The sequence below is a fragment of the Actinoplanes sp. NPDC049265 genome, assembly GCF_043197135.1.
In the GTDB taxonomy this organism is placed as follows: Bacteria; Actinomycetota; Actinomycetes; order Mycobacteriales; family Micromonosporaceae; genus Actinoplanes.
This window is the reverse complement of sequence record NZ_JBICSP010000026.1, coordinates 44,932-59,455: the sequence shown is the minus strand read 5'-3', so window position 1 is coordinate 59,455 and position 14,524 is coordinate 44,932. Positions and strand designations below refer to the sequence as shown.

The window sequence follows — 14,524 nt, the reverse complement described above, 5'->3', positions numbered from 1 at the left end:
GACACGGGCCGAGCGATCAGGCGACCAGTTCGGCGGCGACGAGTTCGTTGAGATCGACGTACGGGAGCAGCCGTCCCTGTTCCTCGGTGCCGATCTTCACCAGCGGCCCGCGCTGCAGCATGGTGCCCGGTTCGCCGGCCTGGGCCGGGGCGGCCTCCTCCCACACCGAGTCCTCGATCGCGTGCAGGGCGGGCACCACGAACCCGACCAGGTCGCCGCCGGGCGCGTCGACCAGCAGCACCCGCGCGGTGCCGGGGTCGATCGGGTCGGCCAGGCCGAGCATGATGCCCAGCGACAGCAGCGGCACCGACAGCTTGCGGTGGGTGAAGACGCCGAGCAGTTCGCCGCCGCTGTCCAGCCCGATGGCGTGTTCCGGGTACGGCACGATCTCGGTGATCTGCTCCAGCGGGGTCGCCGCCTCCATCCCGACGCTGTAGGTCAGGAACTTCCGGACCCGCGGCACGATCCGTCGCCCGTCGTGGGTCTTCGCCTCGTTCTCCTTGGTGCTGACCGCGGGCGGTGCCGGGGCCGGCCCGGACAGCGGCAGGCCGAGGCCGGCCAGCGTGTCCAGTTCGGCGTCGGCGCGCAGGGCCTCGCCGTTCAGCAGCAGGTGCTGCCGGCCGTCCTCGACCCGCAGGATGCCGTCCAGGAAGCCACCCTTGCGCATGCCCACCGGTGGCAGCGGCAGTACGTCGCCGACCGGCACCGAGGCGATGTCCGAGATGTCGGTGACGGTGAGCACGACCAGGCCGCGCTCGGTCGCCAGGACCAGCCCGCGCAGGTTGCCGTCGTCGGGCAGCGAGCCGAGCCCGAGCAAACCCAGCGGGTCGACCGCGGGCACGGCCCGGCCGTGCAGGTGCACCACGCCCCGGCAGGTCGGCCCGTCGAGCGGCGACGAATGCAGGGTGAGCTGCGGGATCACCGAGTGTACGTGGCTCACGTCGATGCTCAGCCCGACCGCGCCGCATTGCAGGAGCAGCACGGTCCGCCGGGACGAGTCCGCCCCCTCCGCCCCTCCGATCGGCGGCCGCAGCCCGACCTCCCGGACCACCGGGATGCCGGGGCGGGCGGCGATCGCGGCCGCGTCCAGCAGGGACACCACGGCACCGTCCTCCGGCCGCTCGAACGTGTGCGAGAACAGCGCCGCCCCGGCACCGGCCACTTTGGTCTCGAGCAGCGCGTCGGCGGTGACCCGGGCGACCCCCTCGATCTCGTCGGCCAGCAGCCCGAACACCTGCCCCTCGCGGGCCACGATCACGATCACCCGGCCGCTGTCGTCGCCGCCCTCGTTGGCGCCGAACCCGGCCAGCTTGCACAGGTCCAGCACCGGGATCACCAAGTGCCGCAGGTTGACCGCGCCGAGCAGGCCGTCCGCGGCCGTGGGCAGCGAGCTGAACCGCGGCGGCCGCATGATGACTTCGCGCAGCTCGTCCAGCGGCAGCGCCACCCGGACGTCGCCGGCGTGGAACACCCCGTACAGGGCGTCGGTGGTGCTGGACGTCACTTGGCCGGCTCCCCGCTGCCCAGCAGCTCCTTGATGTGGTCGGAGACGGCCCGCGACGCGGTCTGCTGCAGCGAGGTCGAGTCGGCGATGCGTTTGATCGACTCGCTGGTCGAGGCGACGCTCTTCAGGATCATCCCGAACGCCTCCTGCGCCCGGTGTGACACCTGCGAGCCCTGGCCGACCCGGGCCGCCGACTCGTGGATCAGCGTGGTGATCTCCCGGGCCGCGTCGGACGACCGCTCGGCCAGCTTGCGGACCTCGCCGGCGACGACCGAGAAGCCGACGCCGTGCTCGCCGGCCCGGGCCGCCTCGATCGAGGCGTTGAAGGCCAGCAGGTTGGTCTGGCCGGCGATCTCGCCGATCACGTTGACGATGGCGGCGATCTGGTCGGACGACCGCTCGATGAGGTCGATCGCCTCGATCGCGTTGCGCAGTTCCTCGTAGCCTTCCTGGGCGTTCTGCTGCGTCTCGCCGGCCAGCGTGCTGGCCTGCTGGGCGCTCACCGTGATCTCGTCGATCGACCCGGTCAGCGCGGTGATCGACTGGCTCATCTCCTGGGTCTTGGCCGAGATGCGCTGTTCCATCGCGACCTGGTCGGTGATGTCGTGGGCGTACTTGACCACCTTGAACGGTTCGCCCTTGGTGTTGAAGATCGGGTTGTAGGTGGCCTGGATCCACACGTCCCGGCCGAACTTGCCGATCCGGTGGAACCGCCCGGTCAGGTATTCGCCCTTGCGCAGCCGCAGCCAGAAGTCGCGGTACTCGGGCGAGGTGACGTAGTCGCCCGAGCAGAGCATCGAATGGTGCTGGCCGACCAGTTCGCGGGACGAGTAGCCGAGGGTGCGCTGGAAGTTCTCGTTGGCGTTGAGGATGGTGCCCTCGAGGTCGAACTCGATGACCGCCTGGGCCCGGTTGATGGCCAGGTCCTTGCCCTCGTACTCGGCGTTGCGCAGTTTGGCCGCGGTGACGTCGACGGCGTACTTGACCACCTTGTACGGCCTGCCGTCGAGGTCGAAGATCGGGTTGTAGGTGGCCTGCAGCCAGATCTCCCGGCCGCCCTTGGCCACCCGCTTGTACTCGCCGGCGTCGAACTCGCCGCGGCCCAGCTTCTCCCAGAACGCCTGGTAATCGGCGCCGGCGGCGGCCTCGGGGTCGACGAACATCCGGTGGTGCTGGCCGCGGATCTCCTCCAGCGTGTAGCCCATCGTGTCGACGAAGTTCTGGTTGGCGTCCAGGATCCGGCCGGACAGGTCGAACTCGACGACCGCCTGGGCCCGGCCGATGGCCGACACCTTGCCCTCGTACTCGGCGTTGCGCAGCTTGCCGTCGGTGATCTCGGTGGCGTACTTGACCACCTTGAACGGACGACCTTCAAGATCGAAGATCGGGTTGTACGAGGCCAGCAGCCAGACGTCACGACCGCCCTTGGCCACCCGGCGGTATTCGCCCGCCTGGTACTCGCCCCGGGACAGGCGTTGCCAGAACGCCGCGTACTCCTGGCTCTTGGCGTGCTCGGCGTCGACGAAGATCCGGTGGTGCTGGCCGCGGATCTCGTCGATCGAGTAGCCCATCGTTTTGAGGAAGTTCTCGTTGGCCTCGAGGATGTGGCCGTTCAGGTCGAACTCGACGGCCGCCTGGGACCGGTTGATGGCCGAGACCTTCCCGACGTACTCGGCATTCTTGATCTTGCTGTCGGTGACCTCGTTGGCGTACTTGACCACCTTGAACGGGCGCCCGTCGAGATCGAGGATCGGGTTGTAGGTGGCCTGCAACCAGACCTCCCGGCCACCCTTGGCCAGCCGCTTGTACTCGCCGGTCTCGAACTCGCCCCGGGACAGCGCCTGCCAGAAGTTCCGGTACGCCGCCCCGCGCGCCTCCTGCTCCTCGACGAACATCCGGTGGTGCTGGCCGCGTACCTCGTCGATGGTGTAGCCCATCGTGTTCAGGAAGTTCTGGTTGGCGTCGAGGATCAGGCCGTTGAGGTCGAACTCGATCACCGCCTGGGCCCGGCTGACCGCGTTGACCTTGCCTTCGTACTCGGCGTTGCGCAGTTTGGTCTCGGTCACGTCGAGGGCGTACTTCACGATCTTGTACGGCTTGTTGTCCAGGTTGAAGATCGGGTTGTAGGCGGCCCGGATCCACACCTCGCGGCCACCGCGCCCGATCCGCTTGAACTCGCCGCTCTCCACCTCGCCGTTACGCAGCCGGTCCCACAGCGCGGCGTACTCCGCGCTGTCCGCGTACCGCTCCTCGCACAGGATCCGGTGGTGCTGACCGACCAGATCGCCCAGCGCGTACCCGGTCAGCTGCAGGAAGTTCTCGTTCGCGGTCAGGATGATGCCGTCCAGGTCGAACTCGATCACCGCCTGGGCGCGGTCGATCGCCGCGTACTTGCCCTTCAGCTCGGTGACCTGCCGGCGGTCCTCGGTGATGTCGTACGCGGTGATCAGCACCTGGGCCCGGTCCGGCTCGACCGGGCCGCAGTTGATCCGCAGCCAGCGATGCCGCTCGGTGCTGTCGATCACCGAAGTGACCTGCTCCAGGTACTCGCCGGCCCGGGCCGCGTCGAGCAGCCGGTCGACCGCGGTGGCCGACGTGTGCCACAACTCGGCCAGCGGCACCCCGCGAATGTCCTCTTCCGTTCGCCCGATCAGCTCACAGAACCGCTCGTTGGCCGCCGCCACCTCGCCGTTGCGGGCGCTCACCGTCGCCACCAGGCGCTCGTGCTGCAGCAGTTGCAGAGCGGCCTGTTGCAGCGGCCGATCGTCGAAGACGGGGGTGGGCTGGGACATCAGGGCTCCCGTGGCTCGTACCGGTATTCATCCCACCGTTCGGCAACCGGATCGAAACTCTGAGCCGGGGACCGGATGCCCGTTATCGCTGGTCTTATGACCGTTTTCTGCCCGGTTCGGGGGCGGTTCCCGATTCGCGTCGGGCGGGGGAGGTGGCGTAGGCCGGTCGGTGACCTGGCTCGACTCGGCCGTTCGGCCAGCTGTGACGGTTCAGACAGATGGCAGACAGCCAACTAGCTTGCCCCCCATTGCGCCCCCCAACTAGCGTAGTCAATGAACACCGAACCGTTAGTTCGGGGAACGGGTCGACCGCTTGCGGTCACCACGGTTCGGTGTTGGGGACGGGTGGCACAAGCCGTTGGGGGACGGCGCGACCCGAGACCGGCGGTTAGTGCGGGCGACGCCTATGGGGATGGGCGTCGTCCGCCGCCGCCGGCGAGATCAAACACCCGACCCCTCCCGCCGCCCGGGGAAAATGTGGCAACCCTTCTCTTCCTGGCTGCTCTGGCCAGGCGATTTGAGTCCTGCTCGCCGGCCGGTGGCTTCCGCCCATCGTTTCGAGGCGCCCCGGTTTCCTTGACCGTGTGGATGAGGATTATCGCCGTTGTCAACGTGCAGGCTGCATCGATCAAGGAAAGTCCGGTTGAACGCCGGGAATTGCGGGTTGAATGCGTGAGAACGGCGGATGTCGGGAACCTCGCCGGCAATTGCGCCAGGAAAGCCGGCCGGCGCCGGGGTGCGTAACACCAACCCCGGGAGCGGCCGGTCCCGGCGGCGCGGCAGTATGAGACGCATGACAGGGACCCTGGTGCTGCTGCGGCACGGTGAAAGCGAATGGAACGCCAAGAACCTCTTCACCGGGTGGGTCGACGTCGACCTGACCGCCAAGGGTGAGGACGAGGCCCGGCGGGGCGGCGTACTGATCAAGGAGTCCGGCCTGGAACTGGACGTCGTGCACACCAGCGTGCTGCGGCGGGCCATCCGGACCAACGAGATCGCGCTGCACGCGGCCGACCGGCACTGGATTCCGGTGAAGCGGTCGTGGCGCCTCAACGAGCGGCACTACGGCGCTCTGCAGGGCAAGGACAAGAAGCAGACCCTGCAGGAGTACGGCGAGGAGCAGTTCATGCTCTGGCGCCGGTCGTACGACACCCCGCCGCCGGCCATCGACGTCGACGACGAGTACTCCCAGTTCTCCGACCCCCGTTACGCGGGGCTGCCGCCCGAGCTCAAGCCGCGCACCGAGTGCCTCAAGGACGTGCTCGAGCGGGCCCTGCCCTACTGGTACGACCAGATCGTGCCCGACCTACGGGTCGGCAAGACCGTGCTGGTCACCGCGCACGGCAACTCGCTGCGGGCGATCGTCAAGCACCTCGACCAGATCTCCGACGAGGCGATCGCCAAGCTGAACATCCCGACCGGCATCCCGCTGCGCTACGACCTGGACGCCGACCTGCGCCCGGTCACCGCCGGCGGCCAGTACCTCGACCCGGAGGCCGCCGTCGAGGCCGCCGCCGCGGTCGCCAACCAGGGCCGCTGACCAGATGACGGAGGGGACGCCCCCGTGGCGCCCCCTCCGTCGTTCCCCCTGATCACGCTGGTTACTGCTGCTGCTGTTCCTGCTGCTCGGCGACGGTCTCGCCGGTGACCAGGAACACCATCTGCTCGCCGATGTTGACCGCATGGTCGGCGTACCGCTCGTAGAAGCGGCCCAGCAGAGCGCCGTCGATCGCCGTCTCGGCACCGTACGGCCAGTTGTCGTGCAGCAGGATCTTGAACAGTTCCCGCTCCAGGTCGTCCATCGCGTCGTCGTCCTTCTCCAGCTCCGCCGCCGCGCCGGCTTCGGGGCTGGCCAGAAGGGTGGTGATCTTCTCGGCCATCAGGTCGGCCCGCTCGGCCATGCCCTGGAACACGCCGCGCAGCTCGGCCGGGACCGCGGGCGACGGGTGGCGCCGCTGTGCGGTCTTGGCCACGTGCTCGGCCAGGTCGCCCATCCGCTCCAGGTCGGCCGAGATGTGCAGCGCGGTGATCACGGTCCGCAGGTCGCTCGCGACCGGCGCCTGGCGGGCGATGGTGTCGGCCACCTTGGTCTCCACCTGGGCATAGAGCTTGTCCACCTCGGCGTCCCGCTCCATCACCGCCCGGGCGGCCTCGATATCGGCGGTGAGCAGGGCCTTCGTCGCCTTCTTCATCGCGGCGCGCACAGCCTCGGCCATGGTCACTAGCAGCCGGCTGACCTCGGCCAGGTCGGCCCGGAATTCCTCACGCATCGTCACGTCCTGTTCGGTCGGGCTGTCGTCCACGCCACGCTAGGTGCGCGGAACGGCAAGCATATGAACCCTGGTGAACGACGCCGGGCGGAGCGGTGAACATTCCCCGACGTGTGCCCGATATGTCCGGTTCAGCACTCGGCTCAGGTAAACAATGACCCTACGATCACAGCGTGGACTGGGTGTCGGGCATCGGCCTGCTCATCGTCGCCCTCGCCGTCGGCGTGGGCGCGGGGCTGGTCATCGCCCGCAAGCGGCAAGCCGGCCCGGATGCCACGGCTTCGGCCGAGGATACGGGGAAGAAGGGACGCACCATCGAACCCGACGGAGAGTCTTCCAGCGGCAAGCTCAAGGGCCTCGGCCGCAAGAGCCTCGACTCCCTACGGGTCGGCGTGGTCGTTCTCGACTCCGACGACGAACCCGTCCTGGTCAATCCGGCCGCCCGGGCCATGGGCCTGCTGCGGTCGGGCGGGGCGCCGGGAACGATCGCGGCGCATCCGATTCTTCGTACCCTGGCCGGTCAGGTCCGCCGCACCGGCGTGCGCCGCGAAGTCGAGCTCGACCTGCCCCGAGGCCGCGCGGGCGGCCCGCAGGCACCGCTCGGCCTGCACCTGCGCGCGGTCGCGCTGAGCGCCACCCACGTCGCGGTCGAGGCGGCCGACGTGACCGAGTCGCACCGGCTGGCCCGGGTGCGGCGTGACTTCGTCGCCAACGTCAGCCACGAGCTCAAGACCCCGATCGGCGCCCTCCAACTGCTGGCCGAGGCGTTACTGGACGCGACCGAGGTGCCCGAGCCCAAGCCCGACGACGAGCGCGACGAGGACCTGATCGCGGCCCGGCGCTTCGCCGAGCGCATCCATCACGAGTCGGCGCGGATGGGCCGGCTGGTCAACGAGCTGCTCGAGCTGACCCGGCTGCAGGGCGCCGAGCCGCTGCCGACCCCGGAACCGGTCGCCGTCGACTGGGTCATCGCCGAGGTCATCGACCGCACCCGCACCACCGCCAGCGCCAAGAAGATCGAGGTGGTGTACGCCGGACCGCGCGGCGCCATGGTCTTCGGCAGCGACAGCCAGGTTGCCACCGCGGTCACCAACCTGGTCGAGAACGCGATCGCCTACTCCGGTGACAACACCACGGTTTCGCTCACCGTCCGTCAGGACGACGACTGGATCGAGATCGACGTGGCCGATCAGGGCATCGGCATCGCGCCGCACGACCTGGACCGCATCTTCGAGCGGTTCTACCGGGCCGACCAGGCACGTTCCCGGGCCACCGGCGGCACCGGGCTGGGTCTGGCCATCGTCAAGCACATCGCCACCAACCATGGTGGCCGGGTGGACGTCTCCAGCACACTGGGTGGTGGTTCGACGTTCACGTTGCGCCTACCGGCGCGTCCCCCGGAAGCCCCGTCGCCGTTACCCCGGGCGACTGAGATCGATCCTGGCGCGGAAGAGCGCTAGCCCTCCCGCGCGAACGGAAAGGAACCACATTGGCCCGCGTGCTCGTGGTCGAGGACGAGGAATCGTTCTCCGACGCCTTGTCGTACATGCTGCGCAAGGAAGGGTTCGAGGTCTCGGTCGCACCGACCGGCACCTCGGCACTGACCCAGTTCGACCGGACCGGCGCCGACATCGTCCTGCTCGACCTGATGCTGCCCGAGATGTCCGGCACCGAGGTCTGCCGCCAGCTGCGGCAGCGCTCGGCCGTACCGATCATCATGGTCACCGCCCGGGACAGCGAGATCGACAAGGTCGTCGGCCTCGAGATCGGCGCCGACGACTACGTCACCAAACCGTATTCGCCCCGGGAGCTCGTCGCCCGCATACGAGCCGTGCTGCGGCGCCAGGGCACCGAGACGGCCGAGGTGACCACCCCGACGCTGGCCGCCGGCCCGGTCCGGATGGACGTCGAACGGCACGTGGTGACCGTCGACGGCTCCTCGGTGCAGCTGCCGCTCAAGGAGTTCGAGCTGCTCGAGCTGCTGCTGCGCAACGCCGGCCGGGTGCTGACCCGCGGCCAGCTCATCGACCGGGTCTGGGGCGCCGACTACGTGGGCGACACCAAGACCCTCGACGTGCACGTCAAGCGGCTGCGCTCCAAGGTGGAGCCGGAGCCGAGCGCACCGCGCTACATCGTCACAGTGCGCGGCCTCGGCTACAAGTTCGAGCCGTGAGCCGGGAAACTCCCGCTGAGAAAGTGGTCCCGGCGTCAAGTTCGAGGCTGTTTCCCGGCTGGGCTCGTACCCCTAAAGGATTTTCTTCTTCTTGCTGGCCGCCGGGTTGATCTTTCCCTGCGCCTTGGCCTTGATCGTGGCCGGGTGCTCGGCGATCAGCCCGGTCGCCAGCCGGGCCTCGCACAGCTCGGCCAGGCGGTTGTAGGCCTCCTCGCCGATCAGGGCGATCAGCTCGGGCGCGTACGACATGAACATCGGCTCGGTGCCGACGTGCGCGTCCGGTGACGAGGTGCACCACCAGTCCAGGTCATGCCCGCCCGCGCCCCAGCCCCGGCGGTCGAACTCGGCCAGCGTGGACTGCAGAAACTTTGTGCCGTCGGGGCGCTCGACCCAGTTCTGCTCGCGGCGCACCGGCAGCTGCCAGCAGACATCCGGTTTGTAGGTCAGCGGGTGCACGCCGTCGCGCAGGGCCTGGGCGTGCAGCGCACAGCCACCGCCACCGGCGAACTCGGCGTCGTTGAGGAACACGCACGGGCCGTCGGCCGACTGCGTCGCGGTCCGCCGGGCCGGCTTGCTGCCGTCGACCGTGTCCATCTCGGTGTAGTTCTTGAAGCCCTTGCGGTAGTGCTGCCAGGTCGCCGGCGTGAGCCGGGCCGCGGCCGCCTTGGTGCGGTTCTCGTCGTCGGCGTCGGTGAAGAAAGCGCCGTGCGAGCAGCACCCGTCCTGGGCGCGGCCGGCGACGATGCCGTGGCAGGCCGAGCCGAAGACACAGGTCCATCGGGACAGCAGCCAGGTCAGGTCGGCGCGGACCGAATGCTGCTCGTCGGCCGGGTCGGGGAACTCGATCCACTCGCGGGCGTAGTCGAGTTCGACCTCTTCGGCCCGGGCGGCGGCGGTGGCGCCCAGCGTGATCTGGACAGGGGTGCGGCGGCTCACCTGCGTCAGCGTACGCGCGCGGGTGACGGGCACTCGGACGCCGCCCGGTTTGCCACGGTATAACCGGCCACGAGTCGAGCCTTCGAGCACACCGGGTCTACCCTGGAAGGGTGACTTCCCGCGTCCCCGTCCTTCTGTCCAGCTCGTCGGTCTTCCCCGAGCCGACCGCGGCCTCGTTCGAGATGGCCGCGACGATCGGCTACGACGGCCTCGAGGTCATGGTGTGGACCGACGCCGTCAGCCAGGACGCCGACGCCCTGCGCGTGCTGTCCCGGCACTACGACATCCCGGTCCGGTCCGTGCACGCGCCCTGCCTGCTGGTCACCCAGCGGGTGTGGAGCCCCGACCCGTGGGAGCGGCTGAGCCGGTCGGCCCAGCTGGCCGAGAGCCTCGACGCGCCCACCGTGGTCGTGCACCCGCCGTTCAGCTGGCAGCGTGACTACGCCCGCAACTTCGGTCCCGGTCTGGCCAAGGTGCAGGCCAAGCACCCCGACATCACGTTCGCGATCGAGAACATGTTCCCGGTGAAGATGGCCGGGCGCTGGTTCGTGCCGTACGCGCCGGGCTGGGACCCGACGGAGGTCGGCTTCGACGCGTACACGCTCGACCTGTCGCACTGCGCGGCCGCCCGGGTCGACTCGCTGGAGATGTACGGCAAGATGGGCCCGGCCCTGCACCACGTGCACCTGGGCGACGGCACCGGCGAGGGCCGCGACGAGCACCTGGTGCCCGGCCGGGGCAACCAGCCGTGCGCGCAGGTGTTGCAGTCGCTGGCCGCGGGCGGGTTCACCGGTTCGGTCGCGCTCGAGATCAACACCCGCAAGGCGGCCAGCCGCGCGCAGCGAGAGACCGATCTGCGCGAGTCGCTGGAGTTCGCCCGCCGGCACCTGGCCCCGGCACCCAACCCGGCGCAGGTCTCCTCTTAGCTTTCGGCCGCCAGCGCGGCGCTTTCCCGCAGTTCGGCCGTGGCCGCCCAGAGCCGGCGCTCCCGGTCGCGGTCGTGGGCGATCGGCTGCACCTCGGTCAGCCTGGTCTTCACCACGACAAGACCGTCGACCATCCGGCGGTCGGGACGATCACGCTCGACTGCGACACGCTGGTCGTCGCCCTGGACGACCTGCGCATCACCGTCTACACCGCCGAGCCCGGCACCGAGGACGCCGACCGACTGGCCCTCGCGGTCGTCCTGGGCACGCAGGCACTGACGCCCTGAGCTGGACAAATCAGTGGTAAGCCGGGGCCGTAGCCGCGCCGCGGATACCGCCCCGGCCCACCACTGGGGTTGGGTTGGGTTACGCGGGGGTGAGGCTGGCGGCGCGCTTGCGGGCGCGGTGGGCGGCCACATGCGAGCGGGTGGCGCAGCGCTCCGAGCAGAAGCGGCGGCAGTTGTTCGACGAAGTGTCCAGATAGACATTGCCGCAGCGCTCGTCGGCGCAGATGCCGAAGCGGGCGCTGCCGAACTCACACAGCCAGACCGACAGGCCCCAGACGGCGCCGGCGAGATATTCCGCACTCACCGAGGCGCCGCGGCTGGTCACGTGCATGTGCCAGTCCGAGGCGTCGTGGCCGGAGATGCGCGGCTGGACCGGGAAGGCGGCGAGCAGCGCGTTCAGCTCGTTGACGGCCTCGGCGTCGCGGCCCGCCGTACCGTGCTCGAAGACGTCACGCAGGCGCTTCTGCGCACGCCGGAAGACGGCCACGTCCTTCTCCGCCGCCTCGTCCCGCATCCACTGGTGCTCGGCGTCGAACATGGCACGGAGTCCGCCCAGGTCATCGAGCCGGGCGTTGACCAGATCAACGGCGGTCCGGGCGTACGCGTCGAAGTCCACCCGACAAAGGTAGCTGCCCCGGCCCAGCCGGTGAACGGGCGATACGCTCGGCGCATGCTCCGATCCGTCTTTCTCGCCGCCGCCGGATCGTCCCGGTTGGAGCGGCTGGTCGAGTCCGCGCCCGTCAGCAAGGGCATCGTGCGCCGGTTCGTCGCGGGCAGCGGTGTGCCGGAGGCGCTGCGGACCACCCGGGCGCTGGCCGACGACGGGCTGGCCGTGTCGCTCGACTACCTGGGCGAGGACACGCTGACCGCCGAGCAGGCGACGGCGACCAAGGAGCAATACCTGACGTTGCTGGGCCGGCTGCGGGAGGCCGGGCTGACACCGGCCGCCGAGGTCAGCGTGAAGCTGTCGGCGCTGGGGCAGAAGGTCGACGAGCGGATGGCGTACGACCACGCGCACCAGATCTGCGCGGCCGCCCAGGAGGCGGGCACCACTGTCACGCTGGACATGGAGGACCACTCGACCACCGATTCGACGCTGGAGATCCTGGCCGAGCTGCGCAAGGACTTCCCGTCGACCGGGGCGGTGCTGCAGGCGTACCTGCGCCGCACCGAGGGGGACTGCCGCGAGCTGGCCACCGCGGGGTCGCGGGTACGGCTGTGCAAGGGTGCGTACGCCGAGCCGGAGTCGGTCGCCTACCAGTCGTCGCTGGATGTGGACAAGTCGTACGTCCGCTGCCTGAACATCCTGATGTCGGGTGAGGGTTACCCGATGGTCGCCACGCACGACCCGCGGCTGATCTCCATCGCCGAGGACCGGGCCCGGTGGTTCGACCGCTCGCCGGCGGAGTACGAGTTCCAGATGCTCTACGGCTGCCGTCCGGAGGAGCAGGCGCGGCTGGCCGGCGCCGGGCACACCGTGCGGGTCTACGTCCCCTACGGCGACCAGTGGTACGGCTACCTGATGCGCCGCCTCGCCGAGCGGCCGGCCAACCTGGCCTTCTTCGGCCGGGCGCTAGCCACCCGGAAGTAATCATTCTGGGCGAAACGGGCACACTCTCCGGCGTGGCGCGTTGACTTTCTGAAGCAATTTCACGGAACGCATCGCCCTGGTCACAGAAGCATCGATACCGTACTGATGACACGCGCGTCTGAGCGCTGCGGCACCGGCCCGGAAAGGGCCTCGCCCGAGCCGCGGTGACCGACGCCTGCGAGAGGATCGGTGCGAGGAGATGACGGGTCCGACAGGTCCAGACCAGTCCGAGGAACGGCTGTCCGAAGTGCGGTTCCTCACCGTGGCTGAGGTGGCCGCGCTCATGCGGGTCTCCAAGATGACCGTCTACCGGCTGGTGCACGGCAACGACCTGACCGCCGTACGGGTCGGTCGATCGTTCCGGGTTCCGGAGCACGCGGTACACGAATATCTGCGTGGAGCCTTCAGTCAGACGGCGTGACGGAAAGCCCACGTTGGGGGCCGTGTTGGTCCCGCCGCGGCGGGACCGCTACGCTGGACCGGTTGGTTCCCGGGGCGTGACGTGCGCGTGAGCGCCCGGCCCGGGACACCGTCCAGTCAATGGATCGGCATGCGCACCGCGCGCTGATCCAACGAAAACATGGTTTCGAGAGGCATTTCGTATGGGCTCCGTGGTCAAGAAGCGCCGCAAGCGTATGGCGAAGAAGAAGCACCGTAAGCTGCTGCGCAAGACCCGCGTCCAGCGTCGCCGTCTCGGCAAGTGATCGTCGGCCGGGCTGTGCCCGGCCGCATTCGCTTGCCGTTCCCCACCGCCGTCGGTCGTGAGAGAGGGCGCCCGTGGTGACGTCCGAAACCAGTACCCCACGGGTGGTTGTCGTCACCGGGGTCAGCCGTTTCCTCGGCGCCCGGGTGGCCGCGCGGCTCGCCGCCCAGCCTGGCGTCGAACGCGTCATCGGTCTTGATCCCCGCGATCCGCCGCCGGCCCTGGCCGGGCTGCTCGGCGACGTCGAGCTGGTCAAGGCTGACGCCCGGGCCGCGACCGGGGCCATCGCCGAGCTCGGCGCCGAGGCGGTGGTGCATCTCGCCGTGACCAGCGCACCCGACCCCGACAACGGCGGTCGCGCGGCGATGAAAGAGCAGAACGTCATCGGGACGATGCAGCTGCTCGCCGCCGCGCAGGCCGCGCCCCGGCTGCGCAAGCTGGTGGTGCGCTCGTCCACGGCCGCGTACGGCGCGTCCTTCAAGGATCCGGCGGTCTTCACCGAGGACACCGAGCCGCGGGCCGTGCCGCGCGGCTCGTTCGCGCGCGACATCCTGGACATCGAGGGTTACGTGCGCGGCTTCCGCCGGCGCCGGCCCGAGGTCGATGCCACGGTGCTGCGTTTCGCCCCGTTCCTCAGCGCGTCGGCCGAGACCACGCTCACCCGCTACTTCGCCCAGCCGGTGGTGCCGACGGTCTGGGGCCGCGACGCCCGCCTGCAGTTCGTGCACGTCGACGACGCGCTGGAGATCCTGCACCGCGCGGTGGTCGAGGACCATCCGGGCACCTTCAACGTGGCCGGCGCCGGGGTCCTGGTGCTGTCCCAGGCGGTGCGCCGGGCCGGGCGGATCTCGATCGCCCTGCCCGAGGGCGCGCTGTCGTCGCTGGCCGCGGTGGCCCGCAACGTACGCATCGGGCAGATCGGCCTGGACCAGATCGACTGGTTCGTGCACGGCCGTGTGGTCGACACGAGCCGGCTGAGCGAGGAGTTCGGCTTCACGCCGCGGACCACGGCCGAGGCCTTCGACGACTTCATCAACGGGCACGCGAACGGCGCCTCCCTGACCGCCGACCGGCTCGACGCGGCCGAGCAGGCCATTCTGGCCGGCATCCGGGCCGTTCGCGCTTCAGCCCGGGCCTCCTTGGGAAGTGAGAAACCGTGAGGGAGCGCAGCGACCGAACCATTGGGCTCGGTAGCCGGCTCACGCCGGCACGGAGCGAAGCGGAGTGCTGACGTGAGGGAGCGGAGCGACCGAACCATTGGGCTCGGTAGCCGGCTCACGCCGGCACGGAGCGAAGCGGAGTGCTGACGTGAGGGAGCGGAGCGACCGAACCATTGGGCTCG

14 protein-coding genes are annotated in these 14,524 nt (G+C 69.7%); 9 read left to right on the top strand and 5 right to left on the bottom strand.

The genetic code is table 11. The annotated features are described in order from the left end of the window. Positions 1 to 16 precede the first annotated feature (16 nt). Both ACGFIO_RS39235 and ACGFIO_RS39230 read right to left on the bottom strand, forming a co-directional pair. The gene (locus tag ACGFIO_RS39235) at positions 17 to 1,504 is read right to left on the bottom strand and encodes a chemotaxis protein CheW (protein ID WP_392835024.1); all 1,488 of its coding nucleotides are present in this window, start codon (positions 1,502 to 1,504) and stop codon (positions 17 to 19) included. After that, positions 1,501 to 4,296 carry a PAS domain S-box protein gene (locus ACGFIO_RS39230; protein ID WP_392835021.1) on the bottom strand — a complete coding sequence of 932 codons (2,796 nt, stop codon included), beginning with the start codon at positions 4,294 to 4,296 and terminating at the stop codon, positions 1,501 to 1,503. Before ACGFIO_RS39230 ends, ACGFIO_RS39235 begins: the two co-directional genes overlap by 4 nt. Before the next feature lie 793 nt (positions 4,297 to 5,089). Here ACGFIO_RS39230 and ACGFIO_RS39225 point away from each other — a divergent pair. Continuing rightward, the gene (locus tag ACGFIO_RS39225; RefSeq protein ID WP_392835020.1) at positions 5,090 to 5,836 is read left to right on the top strand and encodes a phosphoglyceromutase; all 747 of its coding nucleotides are present in this window, start codon (positions 5,090 to 5,092) and stop codon (positions 5,834 to 5,836) included. A gap of 61 nt (positions 5,837 to 5,897) precedes the next feature. Here the strand turns inward: ACGFIO_RS39225 and phoU are convergent, their stop codons facing one another. Then, positions 5,898 to 6,566: a phosphate signaling complex protein PhoU gene (gene phoU, locus ACGFIO_RS39220; RefSeq protein WP_392835195.1), complete on the bottom strand. Its 669-nt coding sequence runs from the start codon at positions 6,564 to 6,566 to the stop codon at positions 5,898 to 5,900. Positions 6,567 to 6,739: 173 nt separating this feature from the next. On the opposite strand from phoU, the gene ACGFIO_RS39215 reads away from it, so the two are divergent. Together ACGFIO_RS39215 and ACGFIO_RS39210 are read left to right on the top strand one after the other, a co-directional pair. Then, positions 6,740 to 8,026, top strand: a complete 1,287-nt coding sequence (locus ACGFIO_RS39215; protein WP_392835017.1) for a sensor histidine kinase — start codon at positions 6,740 to 6,742, stop codon at positions 8,024 to 8,026. A gap of 29 nt (positions 8,027 to 8,055) precedes the next feature. Continuing rightward, complete coding sequence (locus ACGFIO_RS39210; protein ID WP_392835015.1) at positions 8,056 to 8,739, top strand: response regulator; 684 nt, start codon at positions 8,056 to 8,058, stop codon at positions 8,737 to 8,739. 72 nt (positions 8,740 to 8,811) lie between these two features. Here the strand turns inward: ACGFIO_RS39210 and ACGFIO_RS39205 are convergent, their stop codons facing one another. Beyond that, positions 8,812 to 9,651 carry a hypothetical protein gene (locus tag ACGFIO_RS39205; protein WP_392835192.1) on the bottom strand — a complete coding sequence of 280 codons (840 nt, stop codon included), beginning with the start codon at positions 9,649 to 9,651 and terminating at the stop codon, positions 8,812 to 8,814. Positions 9,652 to 9,785: 134 nt separating this feature from the next. On the opposite strand from ACGFIO_RS39205, the gene ACGFIO_RS39200 reads away from it, so the two are divergent. Together ACGFIO_RS39200 and ACGFIO_RS39195 are read left to right on the top strand one after the other, a co-directional pair. Then, the gene (locus ACGFIO_RS39200) at positions 9,786 to 10,601 is read left to right on the top strand and encodes a sugar phosphate isomerase/epimerase family protein (RefSeq protein ID WP_392835012.1); all 816 of its coding nucleotides are present in this window, start codon (positions 9,786 to 9,788) and stop codon (positions 10,599 to 10,601) included. Between the two features lie 74 nt (positions 10,602 to 10,675). Then, positions 10,676 to 10,888, top strand: coding sequence for a hypothetical protein (locus tag ACGFIO_RS39195; protein ID WP_392835009.1), 213 nt, complete (start codon positions 10,676 to 10,678; stop codon positions 10,886 to 10,888). Positions 10,889 to 10,967: 79 nt separating this feature from the next. On the opposite strand, the gene ACGFIO_RS39190 is transcribed toward ACGFIO_RS39195, so the two are convergent. Next, positions 10,968 to 11,504 carry a CGNR zinc finger domain-containing protein gene (locus ACGFIO_RS39190; RefSeq protein ID WP_392835007.1) on the bottom strand — a complete coding sequence of 179 codons (537 nt, stop codon included), beginning with the start codon at positions 11,502 to 11,504 and terminating at the stop codon, positions 10,968 to 10,970. Between the two features lie 54 nt (positions 11,505 to 11,558). Here ACGFIO_RS39190 and ACGFIO_RS39185 point away from each other — a divergent pair, with 54 nt between their 5' ends. The 4 genes from ACGFIO_RS39185 to ACGFIO_RS39170 all read left to right on the top strand — a co-directional run bounded on the left by ACGFIO_RS39185 (position 11,559) and on the right by ACGFIO_RS39170 (position 14,342). Beyond that, positions 11,559 to 12,479 (top strand): proline dehydrogenase family protein, encoded by a 921-nt coding sequence (locus ACGFIO_RS39185; RefSeq protein ID WP_392835004.1) that lies wholly within the window; start codon positions 11,559 to 11,561, stop codon positions 12,477 to 12,479. A 199-nt stretch (positions 12,480 to 12,678) separates the two neighbouring features. Then, positions 12,679 to 12,900, top strand: a complete 222-nt coding sequence (locus ACGFIO_RS39180; RefSeq protein ID WP_392835002.1) for a helix-turn-helix domain-containing protein — start codon at positions 12,679 to 12,681, stop codon at positions 12,898 to 12,900. Positions 12,901 to 13,081: 181 nt separating this feature from the next. Continuing rightward, entirely contained in the window at positions 13,082 to 13,183 is a 102-nt protein-coding gene (locus ACGFIO_RS39175) for a 30S ribosomal protein bS22 (protein WP_007465623.1), read from the top strand. 73 nt (positions 13,184 to 13,256) lie between these two features. Then, a complete protein-coding gene (locus ACGFIO_RS39170) occupies positions 13,257 to 14,342 on the top strand; it encodes an NAD-dependent epimerase/dehydratase family protein (RefSeq protein ID WP_392835000.1) in 1,086 nt (361 codons plus the stop codon). The last annotated feature ends 182 nt before the right edge of the window (positions 14,343 to 14,524 follow it).

Excerpts from the sequence above, each read along its gene's own strand:
- ACGFIO_RS39230 (WP_392835021.1), bottom strand. The coding sequence starts at position 4,296 with ATGTCCCAGCCCACCCCCGTCTTCGACGATCGGCCGCTGCAACAGGCC.
- ACGFIO_RS39225 (WP_392835020.1), top strand. The coding sequence starts at position 5,090 with ATGACAGGGACCCTGGTGCTGCTGCGGCACGGTGAAAGCGAATGGAAC.
- phoU (WP_392835195.1), bottom strand. The coding sequence starts at position 6,566 with ATGCGTGAGGAATTCCGGGCCGACCTGGCCGAGGTCAGCCGGCTGCTA.
- ACGFIO_RS39185 (WP_392835004.1), top strand. The coding sequence starts at position 11,559 with ATGCTCCGATCCGTCTTTCTCGCCGCCGCCGGATCGTCCCGGTTGGAG.
- ACGFIO_RS39180 (WP_392835002.1), top strand. The coding sequence starts at position 12,679 with ATGACGGGTCCGACAGGTCCAGACCAGTCCGAGGAACGGCTGTCCGAA.
- ACGFIO_RS39175 (WP_007465623.1), top strand. The coding sequence starts at position 13,082 with ATGGGCTCCGTGGTCAAGAAGCGCCGCAAGCGTATGGCGAAGAAGAAG.